At 72.0% G+C, this 13873-nt stretch carries 14 protein-coding genes; 4 read left to right on the top strand and 10 right to left on the bottom strand.

Annotated elements, in window-relative coordinates; translation table 11 throughout:
• Positions 1-771 precede the first annotated feature (771 nt).
• On the top strand, positions 772-1419 hold the full coding sequence (locus OUQ99_RS11825; RefSeq protein WP_346660250.1) for a 7-carboxy-7-deazaguanine synthase QueE: 648 nt from the start codon (positions 772-774) through the stop codon (positions 1417-1419).
• Positions 1416-1994 (top strand): GTP cyclohydrolase I, encoded by a 579-nt coding sequence (gene folE / locus OUQ99_RS11820; protein WP_267949484.1) that lies wholly within the window; start codon positions 1416-1418, stop codon positions 1992-1994. The genes OUQ99_RS11825 and folE overlap by 4 nt, the downstream gene beginning before the upstream one ends.
• On the opposite strand, the gene OUQ99_RS11815 is transcribed toward folE, so the two are convergent.
• The 4 genes from OUQ99_RS11815 to OUQ99_RS11800 all read right to left on the bottom strand — a co-directional run bounded on the left by OUQ99_RS11815 (position 1969) and on the right by OUQ99_RS11800 (position 4406).
• Positions 1969-2280, bottom strand: a complete 312-nt coding sequence (locus OUQ99_RS11815) for a hypothetical protein (protein WP_267949483.1) — start codon at positions 2278-2280, stop codon at positions 1969-1971. The two genes, folE and OUQ99_RS11815, sit on opposite strands and share 26 nt — an antisense overlap.
• 433 nt (positions 2281-2713) lie before the next feature.
• Complete coding sequence (locus OUQ99_RS11810) at positions 2714-2986, bottom strand: type II toxin-antitoxin system RelE family toxin (RefSeq protein WP_267949482.1); 273 nt, start codon at positions 2984-2986, stop codon at positions 2714-2716.
• Positions 2983-3495, bottom strand: a complete 513-nt coding sequence (locus OUQ99_RS31580) for a type II toxin-antitoxin system Phd/YefM family antitoxin (protein ID WP_344178619.1) — start codon at positions 3493-3495, stop codon at positions 2983-2985. Before OUQ99_RS31580 ends, OUQ99_RS11810 begins: the two co-directional genes overlap by 4 nt.
• 71 nt (positions 3496-3566) lie before the next feature.
• The gene (locus OUQ99_RS11800; protein ID WP_267949481.1) at positions 3567-4406 is read right to left on the bottom strand and encodes a helix-turn-helix transcriptional regulator; all 840 of its coding nucleotides are present in this window, start codon (positions 4404-4406) and stop codon (positions 3567-3569) included.
• 326 nt (positions 4407-4732) lie between these two features.
• On the opposite strand from OUQ99_RS11800, the gene OUQ99_RS11795 reads away from it, so the two are divergent.
• Positions 4733-5677, top strand: coding sequence for an SDR family oxidoreductase (locus tag OUQ99_RS11795; protein WP_267949480.1), 945 nt, complete (start codon positions 4733-4735; stop codon positions 5675-5677).
• 40 nt (positions 5678-5717) lie between these two features.
• Positions 5718-7079 (top strand): MFS transporter, encoded by a 1362-nt coding sequence (locus OUQ99_RS11790; RefSeq protein ID WP_267949479.1) that lies wholly within the window; start codon positions 5718-5720, stop codon positions 7077-7079.
• Positions 7080-7328: 249 nt separating this feature from the next.
• Here the strand turns inward: OUQ99_RS11790 and OUQ99_RS11785 are convergent, their stop codons facing one another.
• The 6 genes from OUQ99_RS11785 to OUQ99_RS11760 all read right to left on the bottom strand — a co-directional run bounded on the left by OUQ99_RS11785 (position 7329) and on the right by OUQ99_RS11760 (position 13860).
• On the bottom strand, positions 7329-8747 hold the full coding sequence (locus tag OUQ99_RS11785) for an aspartate ammonia-lyase (RefSeq protein ID WP_267949478.1): 1419 nt from the start codon (positions 8745-8747) through the stop codon (positions 7329-7331).
• The gene (locus OUQ99_RS11780) at positions 8744-9943 is read right to left on the bottom strand and encodes a M20 family metallopeptidase (RefSeq protein WP_267949477.1); all 1200 of its coding nucleotides are present in this window, start codon (positions 9941-9943) and stop codon (positions 8744-8746) included. The genes OUQ99_RS11785 and OUQ99_RS11780 overlap by 4 nt, the downstream gene beginning before the upstream one ends.
• The gene (locus OUQ99_RS11775) at positions 9933-10601 is read right to left on the bottom strand and encodes a DUF1028 domain-containing protein (protein ID WP_267949476.1); all 669 of its coding nucleotides are present in this window, start codon (positions 10599-10601) and stop codon (positions 9933-9935) included. The genes OUQ99_RS11780 and OUQ99_RS11775 overlap by 11 nt, the downstream gene beginning before the upstream one ends.
• Complete coding sequence (locus OUQ99_RS11770; protein WP_267949475.1) at positions 10598-11020, bottom strand: RidA family protein; 423 nt, start codon at positions 11018-11020, stop codon at positions 10598-10600. The genes OUQ99_RS11775 and OUQ99_RS11770 overlap by 4 nt, the downstream gene beginning before the upstream one ends.
• Before the next feature lie 7 nt (positions 11021-11027).
• The gene (locus tag OUQ99_RS11765; protein ID WP_267949474.1) at positions 11028-12317 is read right to left on the bottom strand and encodes a flavin-containing monooxygenase; all 1290 of its coding nucleotides are present in this window, start codon (positions 12315-12317) and stop codon (positions 11028-11030) included.
• A 226-nt stretch (positions 12318-12543) separates the two neighbouring features.
• Positions 12544-13860: an MFS transporter gene (locus tag OUQ99_RS11760; protein WP_267949473.1), complete on the bottom strand. Its 1317-nt coding sequence runs from the start codon at positions 13858-13860 to the stop codon at positions 12544-12546.
• Positions 13861-13873 lie beyond the last annotated feature (13 nt).

The raw sequence follows: 13873 nt of genomic DNA, 5'->3' as shown, positions 1-13873 counted from the left end.
TCCTGACGGGGCCGCCCGGGCCGATCCGGGCCTGATCCGCGCGAGACCGCGCGTCCGGGGCCGTGGCACGCCGTGCCACGGCCCCGACGCGTGTGCGCGGGGGCGCCTCCGGACCCGCGGCCCGGAGGCGGAGGGGCGCGGGCCCGGGGGTTCCCCGCCCGGGTCCCGGGGCGGACCGGCCCACGGGGACGCCGGAGCCGGCCGCGGACCATCCTTCGTCGGCGCTCCGCAGATCTCTCGGTGGTGACCGTGATGCGCTTGGGGAGCGTCGCGCCCATCCTCGGAGTCAGGGAGGTTCATCCATGCCCTTCGGTTTCTCGACACGGCGCGCGTCCCCGGCGGGCCGCCGACCCGGCGGCCCGGGACCGGACCACACGCGCGCCCGCCCCCGCGGCCGTGACCACGCCGTGGGACCGGCCCTCCCGGCCGGCGCGGAAGCACCGGGCGCGGGGGCCGCACGGGACCGCGGCGGCCTCCTGGAGTCCTCCCACCGGGCGGGCCAGGAACTGGACCACCGGTATCCGAACGACGCCGTCACCCCCGGCCCCACGGCGCGGGACCCGCGCCGCCGGGTGTCCGGACGGTGGGCGTCCCGCTATCCGGAACCGGGCGCGGCACGCGCCCCGGGGACGGTCAGGACATGGGCGGTGTACAGGCCATGAGCACGGCTTCTCGCTCGAACACGGAAGGGGGTGAGGCCATGGACACGCCGAATCTCGTGGTGAACGAGATCTTCGGCCCCACTAGACCCTCCAGGGGGAAGGGCCTTCACTGGGACGTCGTTGCGCCTTCGTCAGGCTGGGCGGGTGCAACCTGTCCTGCAGCTGGTGCGACACTCCCTACACCTGGGACTGGACCGGGAAGGGCGATACAGGAATCGCCTACGACCCCAAGAAGGAACTGAAGAAGATCCCCTACACGCAGGTCCGCGACCGCCTGGTCGCCTACGGGGTTCCGCTGATCGTCGTCTCCGGCGGCGAACCGCTGAACCAGCAGACCAGGCTCTACCCGCTGGTGCGGGACCTGCACGACTCGGGGCACGACGTCGAGATCGAGACCAACGGGACGATCGCCCCGGACGCCCGGCTCGCGGAGCTGGCGCGGTTCAACGTGTCGCCGAAGCTGGCCCACTCGGGGGACCCGCTGCGCAAGCGCATCGTCGGACGGGCCCTGGAGGCCCTGGCCGCGGTACCGGGGACCGCGTTCAAGTTCGTGTGCCGCACCGAGGCCGACCTCGCCGAGGTCGGGGCGGTCGTCGAGCGGTACGGCATCGGCTCGGTCTGGGTGATGCCCGAGGGACGGACCCAGGACGCCCTGGACCGGTCCCTCGCCCAGATCCGGGACCCCGTCCTGGCACGCGGTTGGAACCTGACCACCAGACTGCACATCACGTTGTGGGGCGATCGGAGAGGCGTATGACGCTGGCAGACCTTCCTCAGGAGTCCACCGTGCGCGATCCGCTGGAGAGCGTGGCACGGCAACTCCTCGTCGAGATCGGCGAGGACCCCGACCGGAGCGGACTGGAGGACACCCCGCGGCGGTTCGCCCGGTGGTGGCGGGAGTTCAGCAACTACCAGGCCGGCCGGGTCGAGACGCACTTCCCGCTGCGCACCGACGGGCAGATCGTCATGATCTCGGACATCACCGTGTGGTCGCTGTGCGAACACCACCTCCTGCCGTTCTCGTGCGTCCTGACCATCGCGTACAAGCCCGCGGACCACGTGCTCGGGCTGTCCAAGTTCGCCCGGATCGCCCACCGCCACGCGCACCGCCTCCAGGTCCAGGAACGCCTGGTACGCGACATCGCCGAGGACATCGCCAAGGTGACGGAGACGGACGACGTCGCCGTCATCGGCCGCGGCGAGCACCTGTGCATGACCATGCGGGGCATCCGCACCCCCGCGCTCATGACCTGCTCGGTGTTCGAGGGGGTCTTCCGCGAGTACGGACCGCCCCGGGAGGAGTTGATCAAGATCGCCTTCCCCGGGAACTGACCGCCCCCGCCCGATCCTCCCGGTACCGGGAGGGCAGACCGCACCGTCGGGGCCCGGCCGTTCCGGGCCCCGGCGCCGGACAGCCCCGAACCGTCAGCGAACGCATCCGGCGGTCGGCGGCGTCGTAGGCGGTGTGGCCCACGATCAGCGCCTCCGGCAGGACGGGCTCCCCCACCATGTCCCACCACAGGTCCGGGTCCCGCTCGATCCGCGTGCTCCGGACGACGTCCCCGGCGGCGTCGGTGCGCAGGATGTGGGCGGGGTCGTGGTCAGCGTGCCGACGCACCACCACCGCTTCGGAGGTGTCGATCGCCAGGGTTCGGTCCTCGGCCCCCCGAGCGTCCGGGGGCGAGCCCGGACGGGTTCGCCGGCGGCCAGGGCGAAGAGTCCGACCCGGGCCAAGACCGCCAGAAGAAGTCACGCTGGTCAGCGTGGGGCAGGCGTTTCCCACCTCTCGGAGGTGGGACCCGAGAAGGTCGACGTTGGTCTGACGTCTGTACCAGGTCCGGACGCGCTGCAAGAGGTGCTGCTGTGCTGGACAGGCGTGTGTTCCACCTGTAGGCGTCGCCTCGCTCAGCAGCACCCGCCCGACACGAGTTGACGAAGTACTGCTGGACCACCTGCCGACGGGGCGACGCTTCAATTCGGCCACCCCGGACACGCCGAAACTCCGCACCAGCCCTCTCCGGTGCGGCATCACGGAGCTACTGAATGCGGGGTCACAGGTCCCGGTAGACCTCGCGGCGGTGCGCCACGCTCAGCACGAGAACCAGGAGCCGACCGTCGTGGACCGTGTACACCACCCGGTAGTCACCCACCCGGACCCGCCAGGCATCGGTGTCCCCCTTCAGCGGGATGCTCCCCGCCGGGCGCGGGTCCACCGCCAGCTCCCGCACCGTGCGGAATATCCGCATCCGGACCGGCTTGTCGAGCTTGGCGAGCTGCTTGAGCGCCTGGTCCTCGAAGGCCACTTCGTAGGAATGGTGGTTCACGGGCCGTCCAGGTCTTCCTCGGTCAGTCCGAGTCGGCTCATCGCCTCATCGAGCGGTACCACCTTGGAGCGCCCTGCCTCGATGTCGGCCAGGCGCTCGGCGGCGATCCGGGCGTCCCGCTCGTCCAAGAGCTCCTCGTAGTGGTCGACCAGGTCGGCCGGGACGATCGCGGCAGCCCTGTGGTGGTTGCGTCCGCGGGTGACGAAGGTGACCTCCCCGCCGTAGACGGCCCGGTTCACGCGTTCGGAGAAGTGGTCGCGGGCCTCGGTGACGGACAGCTCCACCTGTTCGGTGTCGGTTCTCATGTCCACGATCATCCCCCATATGAGCGCCAAACTGGCGTTGTTGGCGTGTTTATTTACCTTCGGCGGCGAACACCTTGATCCCAGCGCCACCACCACGACGGGGGCGCGTGTGAGCACGCCTTCGAGGCTCAGCCCCTGGGCGGACCGGTCGTGGGAGTGCGCCGCGAGCACGATCCCGACCGCGCCGACGGGGTGGGCGTCCACCGGTGACCGGAGGCCTCCCGGGCCGGGTGCCCGAACCCCGGCAGCGGCCGGAGACGGAGCCCGTCGGGGCCTCAGTGGAGCGCCTGGGCTCCGATGACGGAGAGCAGGCGCAGCTTCTCGTGGCTCTCGCTCCCGGGGTCGGCGGTGTAGACGAGCAGCGAGTGGGCCTGGCCCGGGTCGAGCAGCCTCTGGCAGTTCAGCGTCAGGGGGCCCACCTCGGGGTGGACGAAGTGCTTGACGTCGTGGGGGCGCACACCGATCTCGTGGTCGCCCCACACCCGTCGGAACTCCTCGCTCCGGTCGAGGAGCAGCTCGGCCAGGTGCGCGGCCCGTGAGTCGGGTCCCCGCAGGGTGAGGATCTGGCGCAGGCCCGAGGCGTACATGCGGGTGAGGAACGCATGCTCCTCGGGGGCGTAGAAGTCCCGCACGGAGGGGTCGGTGAACCACCGGTACCCGGCGCTGCGCGCGGGCCCGGTGTACCCGGTCGTGTCGCCGGTGAGGGCGACGCCCATCGGGGTCTGCCTGAGGGTCTCGCCGAGTTCGGTGACGATCTCCGCGGGGGTGTCGTCCAGGCGGTCGAGGATCCGCAGCAGGCCGGGGCCGACGTGGTCTCCGACCCCGCCGCGTGCGGGCGGGTTGTGTCCGGCGAGGCGGAACAGGTGGTCCCTCTCCTCCAGCGACAGGTGCAGCCCCTGGGCGATCGAGGCGAGCATCTGGAGCGAGGGCTGCGGCCCGCGCTCCCGTTCCAGCCGGGAGTAGTAGTCGGTCGACATGTGGCACAGCGACGCGACCTCCTCGCGTCGCAGGCCCATGGTCCTGCGGCGCTGCCCGCGCGGGAGCCCGACGTCCTCGGGTTGCAGCGCCCCCCTGCGGTTGCGGAGGAACTCCGCCAGCCCGGTGCGATCGATCACAGCATTCCTTCCAAGGTCATGCTCTGTGTCTACCGTCCGCGCGCGAGTGTAGCCACGGACCGCCGATCCCCCCTTCCGGCCGCCGGCCCGAGGGGTGGACCCGCGAGCCTGGGATCGGGAGGCCGTGGTTACTCCCCCGCCGAGGACCGAGGATCGCTCTTGCGCACCGGGAACGGAAGCGGGGCGGGTCGGTGACCGGTCCCTCCCGTGCCGGGCCTGCGCGGTCCGGTGACCCCTACCCGCCCCTGCCCCCGGCGGAGGGGAACACCGGACGCCTCCCACGCCCCCGACCGGCGTGAGGGATCGACTATCCGAGGAGCAGAGCAATGCCACGTCGAACCATCGACATCACCGTGCCCGACCTGACCGGGAAACTGGCGGTCGTGACCGGCGCGAGCGACGGCATGGGCCTGGGAATGGCCGAGTGGCTGGCCGCGGCCGGCGCGGAGGTCCTCCTGCCCGTCCGCAACCCCGCCAAGGGGAAGAAGGCGGTCGAGAAGATCCGCCGCAACCACCCGGGCGCGCGGGTGTCGACCCGCGGCCTCGACCTCTCCTCACTGGCCTCGGTCGCCGCCCTGGGCGACACGCTCCGTGAGGAGGGCCGCCCGATCCACATCCTCATCAACAACGCCGGCGTGATGCGGCCCCCGAACCACCAGACCACGGTCGACGGGTTCGAGCTGCAGTTCGGCACCAACTACCTCGGCCACTTCGCCCTGGTCTGCCGGCTCCTGCCGCTGCTGCGCGCCGGCCGGGCACGGGTGACCTCGCAGATCAGTGTCGCCGCGCGCCGCGGCTCCATCAACTGGGAGGACATCAACTGGGACCGCTCCTACGACGGGATGCGCGCGTACAGCCAGTCCAAGATCGCGTTCGGTCTGTTCGGCCTCGAACTGGACCGCCGCAGCAAGGCTCACGGGTGGGGCATCACCAGCAACCTCTCCCACCCCGGGGTGGCCCCCACGAGCCTCCTGGCCGCCCGCCCCGAGCTCGGCCGCGACGAGGACACCCCGCACATCCGCCGGATCCGGGCCCTGTCGGCCCGCGGGATCCTGCTGGGCACCCTCGAGTCGGCGAAGCTGCCCGCGCTGATGGCCGCGACCGACCCCGGTTCCAAGCCGGGTGCGCTCTACAGCCCCAGCGGCTTCGGAAGGCTCGGCGGCCCGCCCTCCGAACAGCGGCTGTACCCGACGCTGCGCAGCGCGGAGGAGGCGGCGCGCGTCTGGCAGGTCTCCGAGGAACTGGCCGAGGTCTCCTTCCTCGCCGCCTGACCGCCGTTCGCACGACCGCCCCACTACCTACGGAGTCCGCATGAGCACTGTCACCCCCCGCGCAACGAGACCGAGAAGCCCCTGGTGGGTGGTGATCGGCGGTGGCACCTCCAACGCCGTCGGCCCCCAGATGTACCTGGCCACCATCGGCCTGTTCGTGCTGCCGATCGTCGAGGAGACCGGCTTCAGCCGCACGACCGTGACCGGGGCGTTCTCGGTCGCGGCGGTCGGAATGGCGATCGGCCTGATCATCGTCGCGCAGCTCGTGGACCGCTTCGCCGCGCGCTACATCCTCGTGCCGGGGTTCGTGCTGTTCGCGGCCTCGATGGCGCTGGTCGGGCTGGTGCCGCCGGTCGAGTGGGTCTACTTCGTCCCGTGCTTCTTCGTGGGGTTCTTCGGGGCCGGAACGGCGGTACCCGCCACCAGGGCGGTGGTGAGCTGGTTCGACAACAACCGCGCCCTCGCCGTCGGCGTGGTGACGGGCATCATCGGGCTGGGCTCGGCCCTGGCCCCGCTGCTGGCCGGAACGCTCATCGAGAACGTCGGATGGCGGATGACGTACGGCGTGATGGCGCTGATCTCGGTCCTGGTGTCGGTCACGATGGTCACCCTGTTCGTGCGGGCCCGCGCGGAACGGCACGTCCGCGGACGGCTCGTCCAGGAGACACAGGTGGAGGGCCGCGACGTCAGTCTCCAGCTCCCCGGCCTGACGGTCCGCGAGGCGTTCCGCACCCGGCAGTTCTGGGGCATCGCGGTCGGGCTGGGCCTGGTCGGGGTCGTCGTCTACGGCCTCCAGGTCCACCTCGTGCCGATGATGACCGACCGCGGGCTGAGCGCCGAGCAGGCGGCCACCCTGCTGGTCGTCTTCGGCCTCGCCTCGCTGGTGGGACGCGTGGCCGGCGGCTTCATCGTCGACCGCGTGCCCGGAACCATCATCGGCCCGATCGTGATGATCGCCCCCATCGCGGGCATGTTCTTCCTGTACCCGCCGTTCGGCAGCGCCGCCGTCGCGGTCGCCTTCATCGGCGTCGCCTTCGGCATCGAGGGCGATCTGCTCGCCCTGCTCATCAGCCGCTACCTGGGCACGCGCTACTTCGGCCGGATCCTGGGCGTGGTCCAGGCCGCGTTCCTCCTGGGCACCGCCTTCGGGCCGCTCCTCCTCGGGCTGGGCTACGACCTGCTGGGCTCCTACGACCCCGTCATCCCCGTCCTGATGGGCATCCTCGTCCTCGGTGCGATCCTCATCGCGACCCTGGGCCGCTACGTCTACCCCCCGGTCACCGGCTTCGACCGGCTCGCCGCGCGCGACGAGCTCGCCGCCTCCGAGGTGCTGAGCGGCATCGCCGAGGGCGGCGACGCCCCCGGTTCCCCCGACAGGCCGAAGGCCGGGGCCCACGGCTGACCGTCCCGGGCCGGCACGCCGCAGGGCCGCCACGGGCCCGCGGCCGCCGGCCCGCTCCGTCCGCCCGGGGCAGGGGGTATCTCCCCACCCCGGTCGGACGGACCGCAATAGCCTTCCATGGAGGCCCCGACCGGGCCGGGCAGGACCCTGCCGAGACCGCGGCCCAGGACCGTGGAACGGGGCTGCTTCGGCGCCGGAACCGTCGGAGCCGCCCCTGAGGCGCGACCGCGGGCACGGCCGTGCGGGTGGCTAGAGGACGACGGAGCCCTCACCGGTCAGCTTCTCCGGCGCGAGCACGGCATCGAGCTGCTCCTCGTCGAGCAGGCCCCGTTCCAGGACCAGTTCGGCCAGTGCGCGGGGCCCGTTCAGCGCCTCCTTCACGAGAGCCGCCGTGGGCGCGTACCCGAGGAGCGGCACCAGTCCGGTCGCGACGGCGAGGCTTCCCCTGGTCCGCGCGGTGACGGCCTCGCCGTCGGCGCGGATACCGCTCACGCAGCGCCCGGTGAGCAGGTCGGCGGCGTTCGTCAGGAGGTCCGCCGAGTCCAGGAGGGAGGAGGCGATGACCGGCCCGAAGGCGTTGAGCTGCAGCTGCCCGGCCTCGGCCGCCATGGTCACGGTCGTGTCCGCCCCCACGACGAGGAACGCCACCTGGTTCACGGTCTCCGGGATGACCGGGTTGACCTTTCCCGGCATGATCGACGATCCCGCCTGCACGGCCGGGAGCACGATCTCCCGCAGCCCTGCCTGCGGACCGGAGGCGAGGAGCCTGAGATCGTTGCAGATCTTCGACAGCTTCAGCGCGCAGCGTTTCAGGAGCCCGGAGGCCGAGACGAACACACCGGTGTCGGAGGTCGCCTCGATCAGGTTGTTCGCCGAGGTCAGCGGATACCCCGTGATCTCGCTGAGCTCGGCCACCACGCTCCGCCGGTATCCGACGGGGGCGGTGATGCCGGTCCCGATCGCCGTGGCGCCGAGGTTGACCTCACGCAGGTGGGGCAGGAACTCCTCCAGTCGGGCTGCGTCCTCCCGGATCGTCTCCGCGAAGGCGGCGAACTCCTGCCCCAGGGTCATCGGCACGGCGTCCTGCAGCTGTGTGCGACCGATCTTGACGATGCCGCGGAAGTCCGCCGAACGTGCCTCGAACTCGGCGGCGAGCCGGAGGAGCGCGGGCACGAGCCGCTCGATGCCGCGGTGGACCGCGATCCTGACCGCAGTGGGATAGGTGTCGTTGGTGCTCTGGCTGCGGTTGACGTGATCGAGCGGGTCGATCACCGCGCGGGTCCCCGGCACGAGGCCGAGGATCTGCAGTGCCCGGTTGGCCACCACCTCGTTCACGTTCATGTTGGTGCTGGTCCCCGCCCCGCCCTGGACCCGGTCGACGAGGAGCTCCCCGTCGAGGTCGCCCCGCATGAGCTCGTGGCAGGCCGCGGCGATCGCCTGCTCCTGGGCGGGGTCCAGCAGCCCCTGCCGGGCATTGGCGCGGCAGGCGGCGAGCTTGACCGCCCCGTAGGCCCAGACGAGGTCGCGCAGTTCGCCCCAGGGGCGGCCGGTGACGGGGAAGTTCGCCCTGGCGCGTGCGGTGTTGATCCCCCAGAGCGCGTCCGCCGGGACCGACACCTCGCCGAGCGAGTCGGCCTCCGTCCTCTCCACGGGGACGTCCGCGCTCATGCCGGCCCTCCTCCCGACCGTCGCCGGGCGACGGGCGTGCTCCCCGCCGGGTCGGCGTCGGCGGGGCCGGGTTCCCGCGCGAAGTACTCGTGCGCCGTACGCGCGAGCAGCGTGGCGCCGTCCCCGATGACCCGGTTGGCCGCCTCCCCCACGCAGACGGCGGCGAACTCCGGCTGGTGGTTGCTCACCGGGAAGCAGTCCAGTCCGATGTAGGGGTGGATGGCGGGCACGTGCTGGGAGACGTTGCCCATGTCGGTCGAGGCGCGGTTCATCGTCCGGTGTTCCACGGGCGCGTCGAGCCTGCGCCCGATCGCGAGGGCGTGACGCGTGTAGATCTCCAGGGCGCGCTCGTCCGTGCGGAACTCGGAGTAGGGCCGGGACTCCGGTGTGAACTCCAGCGCGGTGTCCGTGGCCAGCGCTCCCGCCTCGAAGCACTGCTCCACCCGGCGGCGCAGCGGCTCCAGCTGGGCCAGGCTCTCGGCCCTGGTGTACCAGCGGCCCTCGGTGGTCCCGGGGATGGCGTTGGGCGCCTGGCCGCCCACCGTCTGGATCCCGTGGACGCGGGTGCCCGGCGGGAGCTGCTGGCGCAGCAGGCCGAGGGCCACCTGGGCGATCACGAAGGCGTCGTTGGCGTTGCGGCCCTCGTGCGGGTAGGCGGCCGCGTGGGCGGACCGGCCGGTGAAGCGGACGTGGTCGTGGGCGACGGCGTAGGGCTCGGCCCGCGGGGCGTCGACCGGGCCCGGGTGGGCCATCAGCGCCAGGTCCAGATCCCGGAAGGCTCCGGCGTCGAGCAGTTCGATCTTGCCCCCGCCGCCCTCCTCGGCCGGGGCGGCGATCACGTCGATGCGCAGGTCGAGCGGGTCCGCCCACGCCCGGAGCGCGATCGCGGCGCCCGCCGACATCGCGGCGATGAGGTTGTGGCCGCAGGCGTGGCCCAGGCCCGGCAGCGCGTCGTACTCGACGACGAAGCCGACCCGGCGCCGGCCGGTCCCGTAGGCGGCGTGCACCGCGGTGGGGAAGCCGAGGTAGGCGGTCTCGACGTCGAAACCGAACTCCTCGAGCAGCTCCGCCGTCCACCGTGCCGCGCGGTGCTCCTCCCAGGCGGTCTCCGGGTGGGCGTGCAGGGTCTCGGAGTAGGTGATCAGGCGTTCCAGGTGCTCCGTGGCACCGGGCTGCCCGCCGGGTTCAACGGTCATCGCCGGGCACCCCGTATCCGGGCGAGGCCGCCGGTTCCAGGCCGCGCCGGACGTAGTCGTCGCGCTGCGGGAGCCAGACCCCGAGCAGCCCCCGCAGCGCCTCGATCGGGTCCTCCTGCCAGTCGACGCGCAGGTCCGTGTCGCGCCAGCCGTTCGCGGACACGGTGGACAGGCCCGCGGAGTACACCGGTCCCGCCTCGCCGCCGGCGGCCAGCCCGGCCGCGAGCGCGGCGAGGAGACGCTCCTCCAGCTCTCCCCCGGCGGAGCCGAAGGCCTCGCACATGGCCTCGGGGACACCGGGTCGGGAGAGCATGTTCCCCGCGGCCGCGCAGTGCGGTCCGGTGGCCTCCCCGTGGACGCCGAGGGTGAGCGCGCCGCTGTAGGTCGCCGCCGCCCCGGAGGCGTCCACCACGGTGAGCTGCCGGTAGTCGATGTCCGGCTCGCCGTCGACGACGGCGTCGAGCGCTTCCCGGGGGCCCGCGCCCGCGGCGAGCCCGTCCAGCAGCGCCGTTCCCAGCCGCGGGTCGGTGATGTTCTGTGAGGCGACAGCGCCGACGGAGTCGCGCAGGTGCACGACCCGTGCCGCGACCGCGGGGGAGGACGAGGCGGCGGCGATGCCGAACCGGCCGTCCTGGTGGGCGGCGATGGAGAAGGTCATTCCCCGCCTCCCGAGATCACGGCCGTCGCGTCGATCTCCACGAGCCACTCCGGACGGGCCAGGGCCTGGACGACGATGCCGGTGGAGACCGGGTGGACGCCCTTGAGCCAGCGCCCGATCTCGCGGTAGACCTCCTCGCGGTAGCGCGGGTCGACGAGGTAGATCGTCACCTTGACGATGTCCCGGAGGTCGCTCCCGGCCTCCTTGAGGAGCAGGTCGATGTTGGCCATGGCCTTCTCGGTCTGCGCGCGGACGTCGCCGATGCCCACGGATTCCCGGGTGTCCAGGTCCTGGCCGATCTGGCCGCGCAGGTAGACGACGCCGCCGGCCACCACCGCCTGGCACAGGTCGTTGTCGAGGTTCTGCTCGGGGTAGGTGTCCTTGGTGTTGAACGGGCGGATGCGCTTGTGCGTGGTCATGGTGTGGTCACTCCTGGATGCGGGCTCGGGTGTGGGACGGGCGCGGGTTCGAGTCGTTGTGTTCCATGTAGCCGCGCTGGATCGAGATCTGGTCGGCGACGTACTTCGCGTCGTGCCAGGCCCCCCAGAGGAAGCTGGAGCCGCGGCGGGACTGCCACGGAAGCCCCATGAAGTACACGCCGGGCTCGGAGGAGACCCCGCGCTGGTGCCTGGGTCTGCCGTCCGCGTCGAAGGCGTCCACCTGCAGCCAGCCGTAGTCGGCGGTGAAGCCGGTGGCCCACAGGACGGACGTGATCCCGGCGGCGGCGAGGTCGAGTTCGAGGACGGGATCGGTCACCGACTCCGGGTCATCGCCCAGGATCCTGGCCTCCGGCTCCTCGGGGAGGTCGAGGCCGTTGCGCTCGACGTAGGCGTCGGCCTCGTCCAGCAGGGACAGGTAGTTGGCGTCGCCCCGCGCGATGTTGTCCCGCAGGTCGGGCGCGAAGCGGAGGGTCCCGGCGTCGAAGGACTCGGTCCGGCCGACCAGGGTGATGCCGCGGTCGGCCAGCGTCCGGAAGTCCACGGTTCGGCCGCCGTGCGCGCCGCTGACCGCGATCGTGACGTGTTCGGCGCCCTGCGGAGGGGAGGACGCCTCCCACTTGCCGAGCACACCCAGCCACCAGACGAAGTCGTGTCCGCGGTACCTGCGCGGGGGGCGGTCGTGCGGTCCGACGGAGAGGTGGACCCGTCGGCCGGCGGCACGGAGCTCGTCGGCGATCTGGACCCCCGAGGAGCCCGATCCGACCACGAGCACGGCGCCCTCGGGCAGTTGGGCGGGGTTGCGGTAGGCGCTGGAGTGGATCTGGACCAGGCCCGCCTCCTCGGGGATGATCGGCGGGACGGCCGGGCGCTGGAAGGGGCCGGTGGCGGCCACCACGTAGCGGGCGTCGAAGTCCCCGTCCGAGGTCCGGACCCGGAATCCCCTGCGGCCGGTGTGCCTGCGCACGGACGTCACCTCGACACCGCAGCGGATCGGCGCACCGATCTTCTCCGCGTAGGCGGCCAGGTAGTCGGCCACCTGCTCCTTGGAGGCGAAGTCCTCCGGGCCGAGGCCGGTGAACTCCAGCCCGGGGAAGCGGTCGTGCCAGACGGGCCCGTTGGTGACCAGCGAGTCCCACCGCTCCGAGCGCCAGCGCTCGGCGACGCGGTTCCTCTCCAGGACGACGTGCGGCACCTTGCGTTCGCCGAGGTGCTCACTCACCGCGATCCCGGCCTGCCCCCCTCCGACGACGACGACCTCGATCTCTTGGACTGACATGCGAAACCTCCAGGGTTCGGTCAACGCGTGTGGTTCCGCGGCGGCGGACGCGCTCTGCGTGCTTTCTCCGTGGACCCGGCCGGCTCTCCGGGGCGGTGTCCGCGGAGTCCGCCGGGCCGGGCCGCTCCACGGGCCCGTCCGCCGGGCGGATGGATCTGTTCTCGGGCGGGCCGGGGCGCCGGCCGGGCGCGGAGCGCACACGGACGGCCCCCGGCCCGCGTACTGCTCAGCGCGGGGCCCGGTCGCTCTCGTGCAGCAGGTCGGAACCGCTGGTCTCGGGCATGGTGCGCAGTGTGACCGCGCCGATGACGCCGATCACGATCATGGTGAACGCCGGGACCATGGTGCTTCCGGTGAGCGAGATCAGCCAGGTCATCAGGTACGGCAGGGTTCCGGCGAAGAAGGCCCCCGCGACGCTGTAGGCCATCGACAGGCCGCTCTGCCGGGTCCGTGTCGGGAAGAGCTCCGCCACCGTGGACGCGTGTGTGCCCAGGATGATCGCCAGGATCGCGGCCAGGCCGAAGGTCGCGGCGAACGCCGCCCAGGACGTGTTCACCTGCATCAGCAGGAACAACGGCACGGCGGCGACGATCAGCAGGGCGGCGGCGGTGTAGAGCACCGGCTTGCGGCCCACGCGGTCGGACATCCTGCCCGACAGCGGGATGATCCCCATGGCGACGACCGAGGCCGCCGCGGAGAGCAGGGCCGCCCGGTCGGCGGGCACCCCGACGATCTCCTCCTGGTAGGTGATCAGGTACACGAGGACGATGTAGAAGGTCGAGTTCATGAAGGTCTCGATGCCGACCGTCTGGAGGAACTGCCTGCCGTTGGAGCGGAACACCTCGACGACCGGCTGGCTGGGGACGTTGTTCATGTCCTCGAGGGCGCGGTACTCGGGCGTGTCCTCGATACGCAGGCGGATGTAGAGGCCGACCGCGGCCATGGGCACCGTCAGCAGGAAGGGGATCCGCCAGGCCCAGTCGAGGACGACCTCCGCCGGGAAGGCCGCGTGCAGGGCCCAGACGGCGATCGACGCGCACAGGAACCCGCCGACCGAGCCGAACTCGATCCACGAGCACCCGAATCCACGGCGCTTGGGCGGCGAGAACTCGGCGAGGAAGGCCGCGGCGGAGCCGAACTCCCCGCCCGCGGCGAGCCCCTGGATGATGCGGGCGACCACGAGCAGGATCGGCGCGAGGATGCCGACGGACTCGTAGCTGGGCAGCAGCCCGAGCATGAGCGTGCCCGCCGCCATGGAGATGATGACGATCGACAGTGTGGTCTTGCGGCCGAACCGGTCACCGAGGTGGCCGAAGAGCACCGAGCCGAGCGGACGCACGAAGAACGCGACGGCGAAGACCGCGAAGACCGAGAGCAGGCCGGCGGTGCCGTCCTGTTCGGGGAAGAACACCTGCGCCATGGTGGTGGCCAGGTACGCGTAGACGGCCCAGTCGAACCAGTGGACGAAGACGCCCACCGCTCCGGCGAACACACTCCGCCGCAGGTCCTTCTTGTCTACCTGCTCCGAGATCTCACTCGTCATTTCTCCTCCTGGG

The sequence above is a fragment of the Streptomonospora nanhaiensis genome (assembly GCF_026642255.1).
Taxonomy (GTDB): domain Bacteria; phylum Actinomycetota; class Actinomycetes; order Streptosporangiales; family Streptosporangiaceae; genus Nocardiopsis; species Nocardiopsis tropica.
Note: the sequence above shows the minus strand (reverse complement) of the source record. Positions and strands in the feature narration are given on the sequence as shown.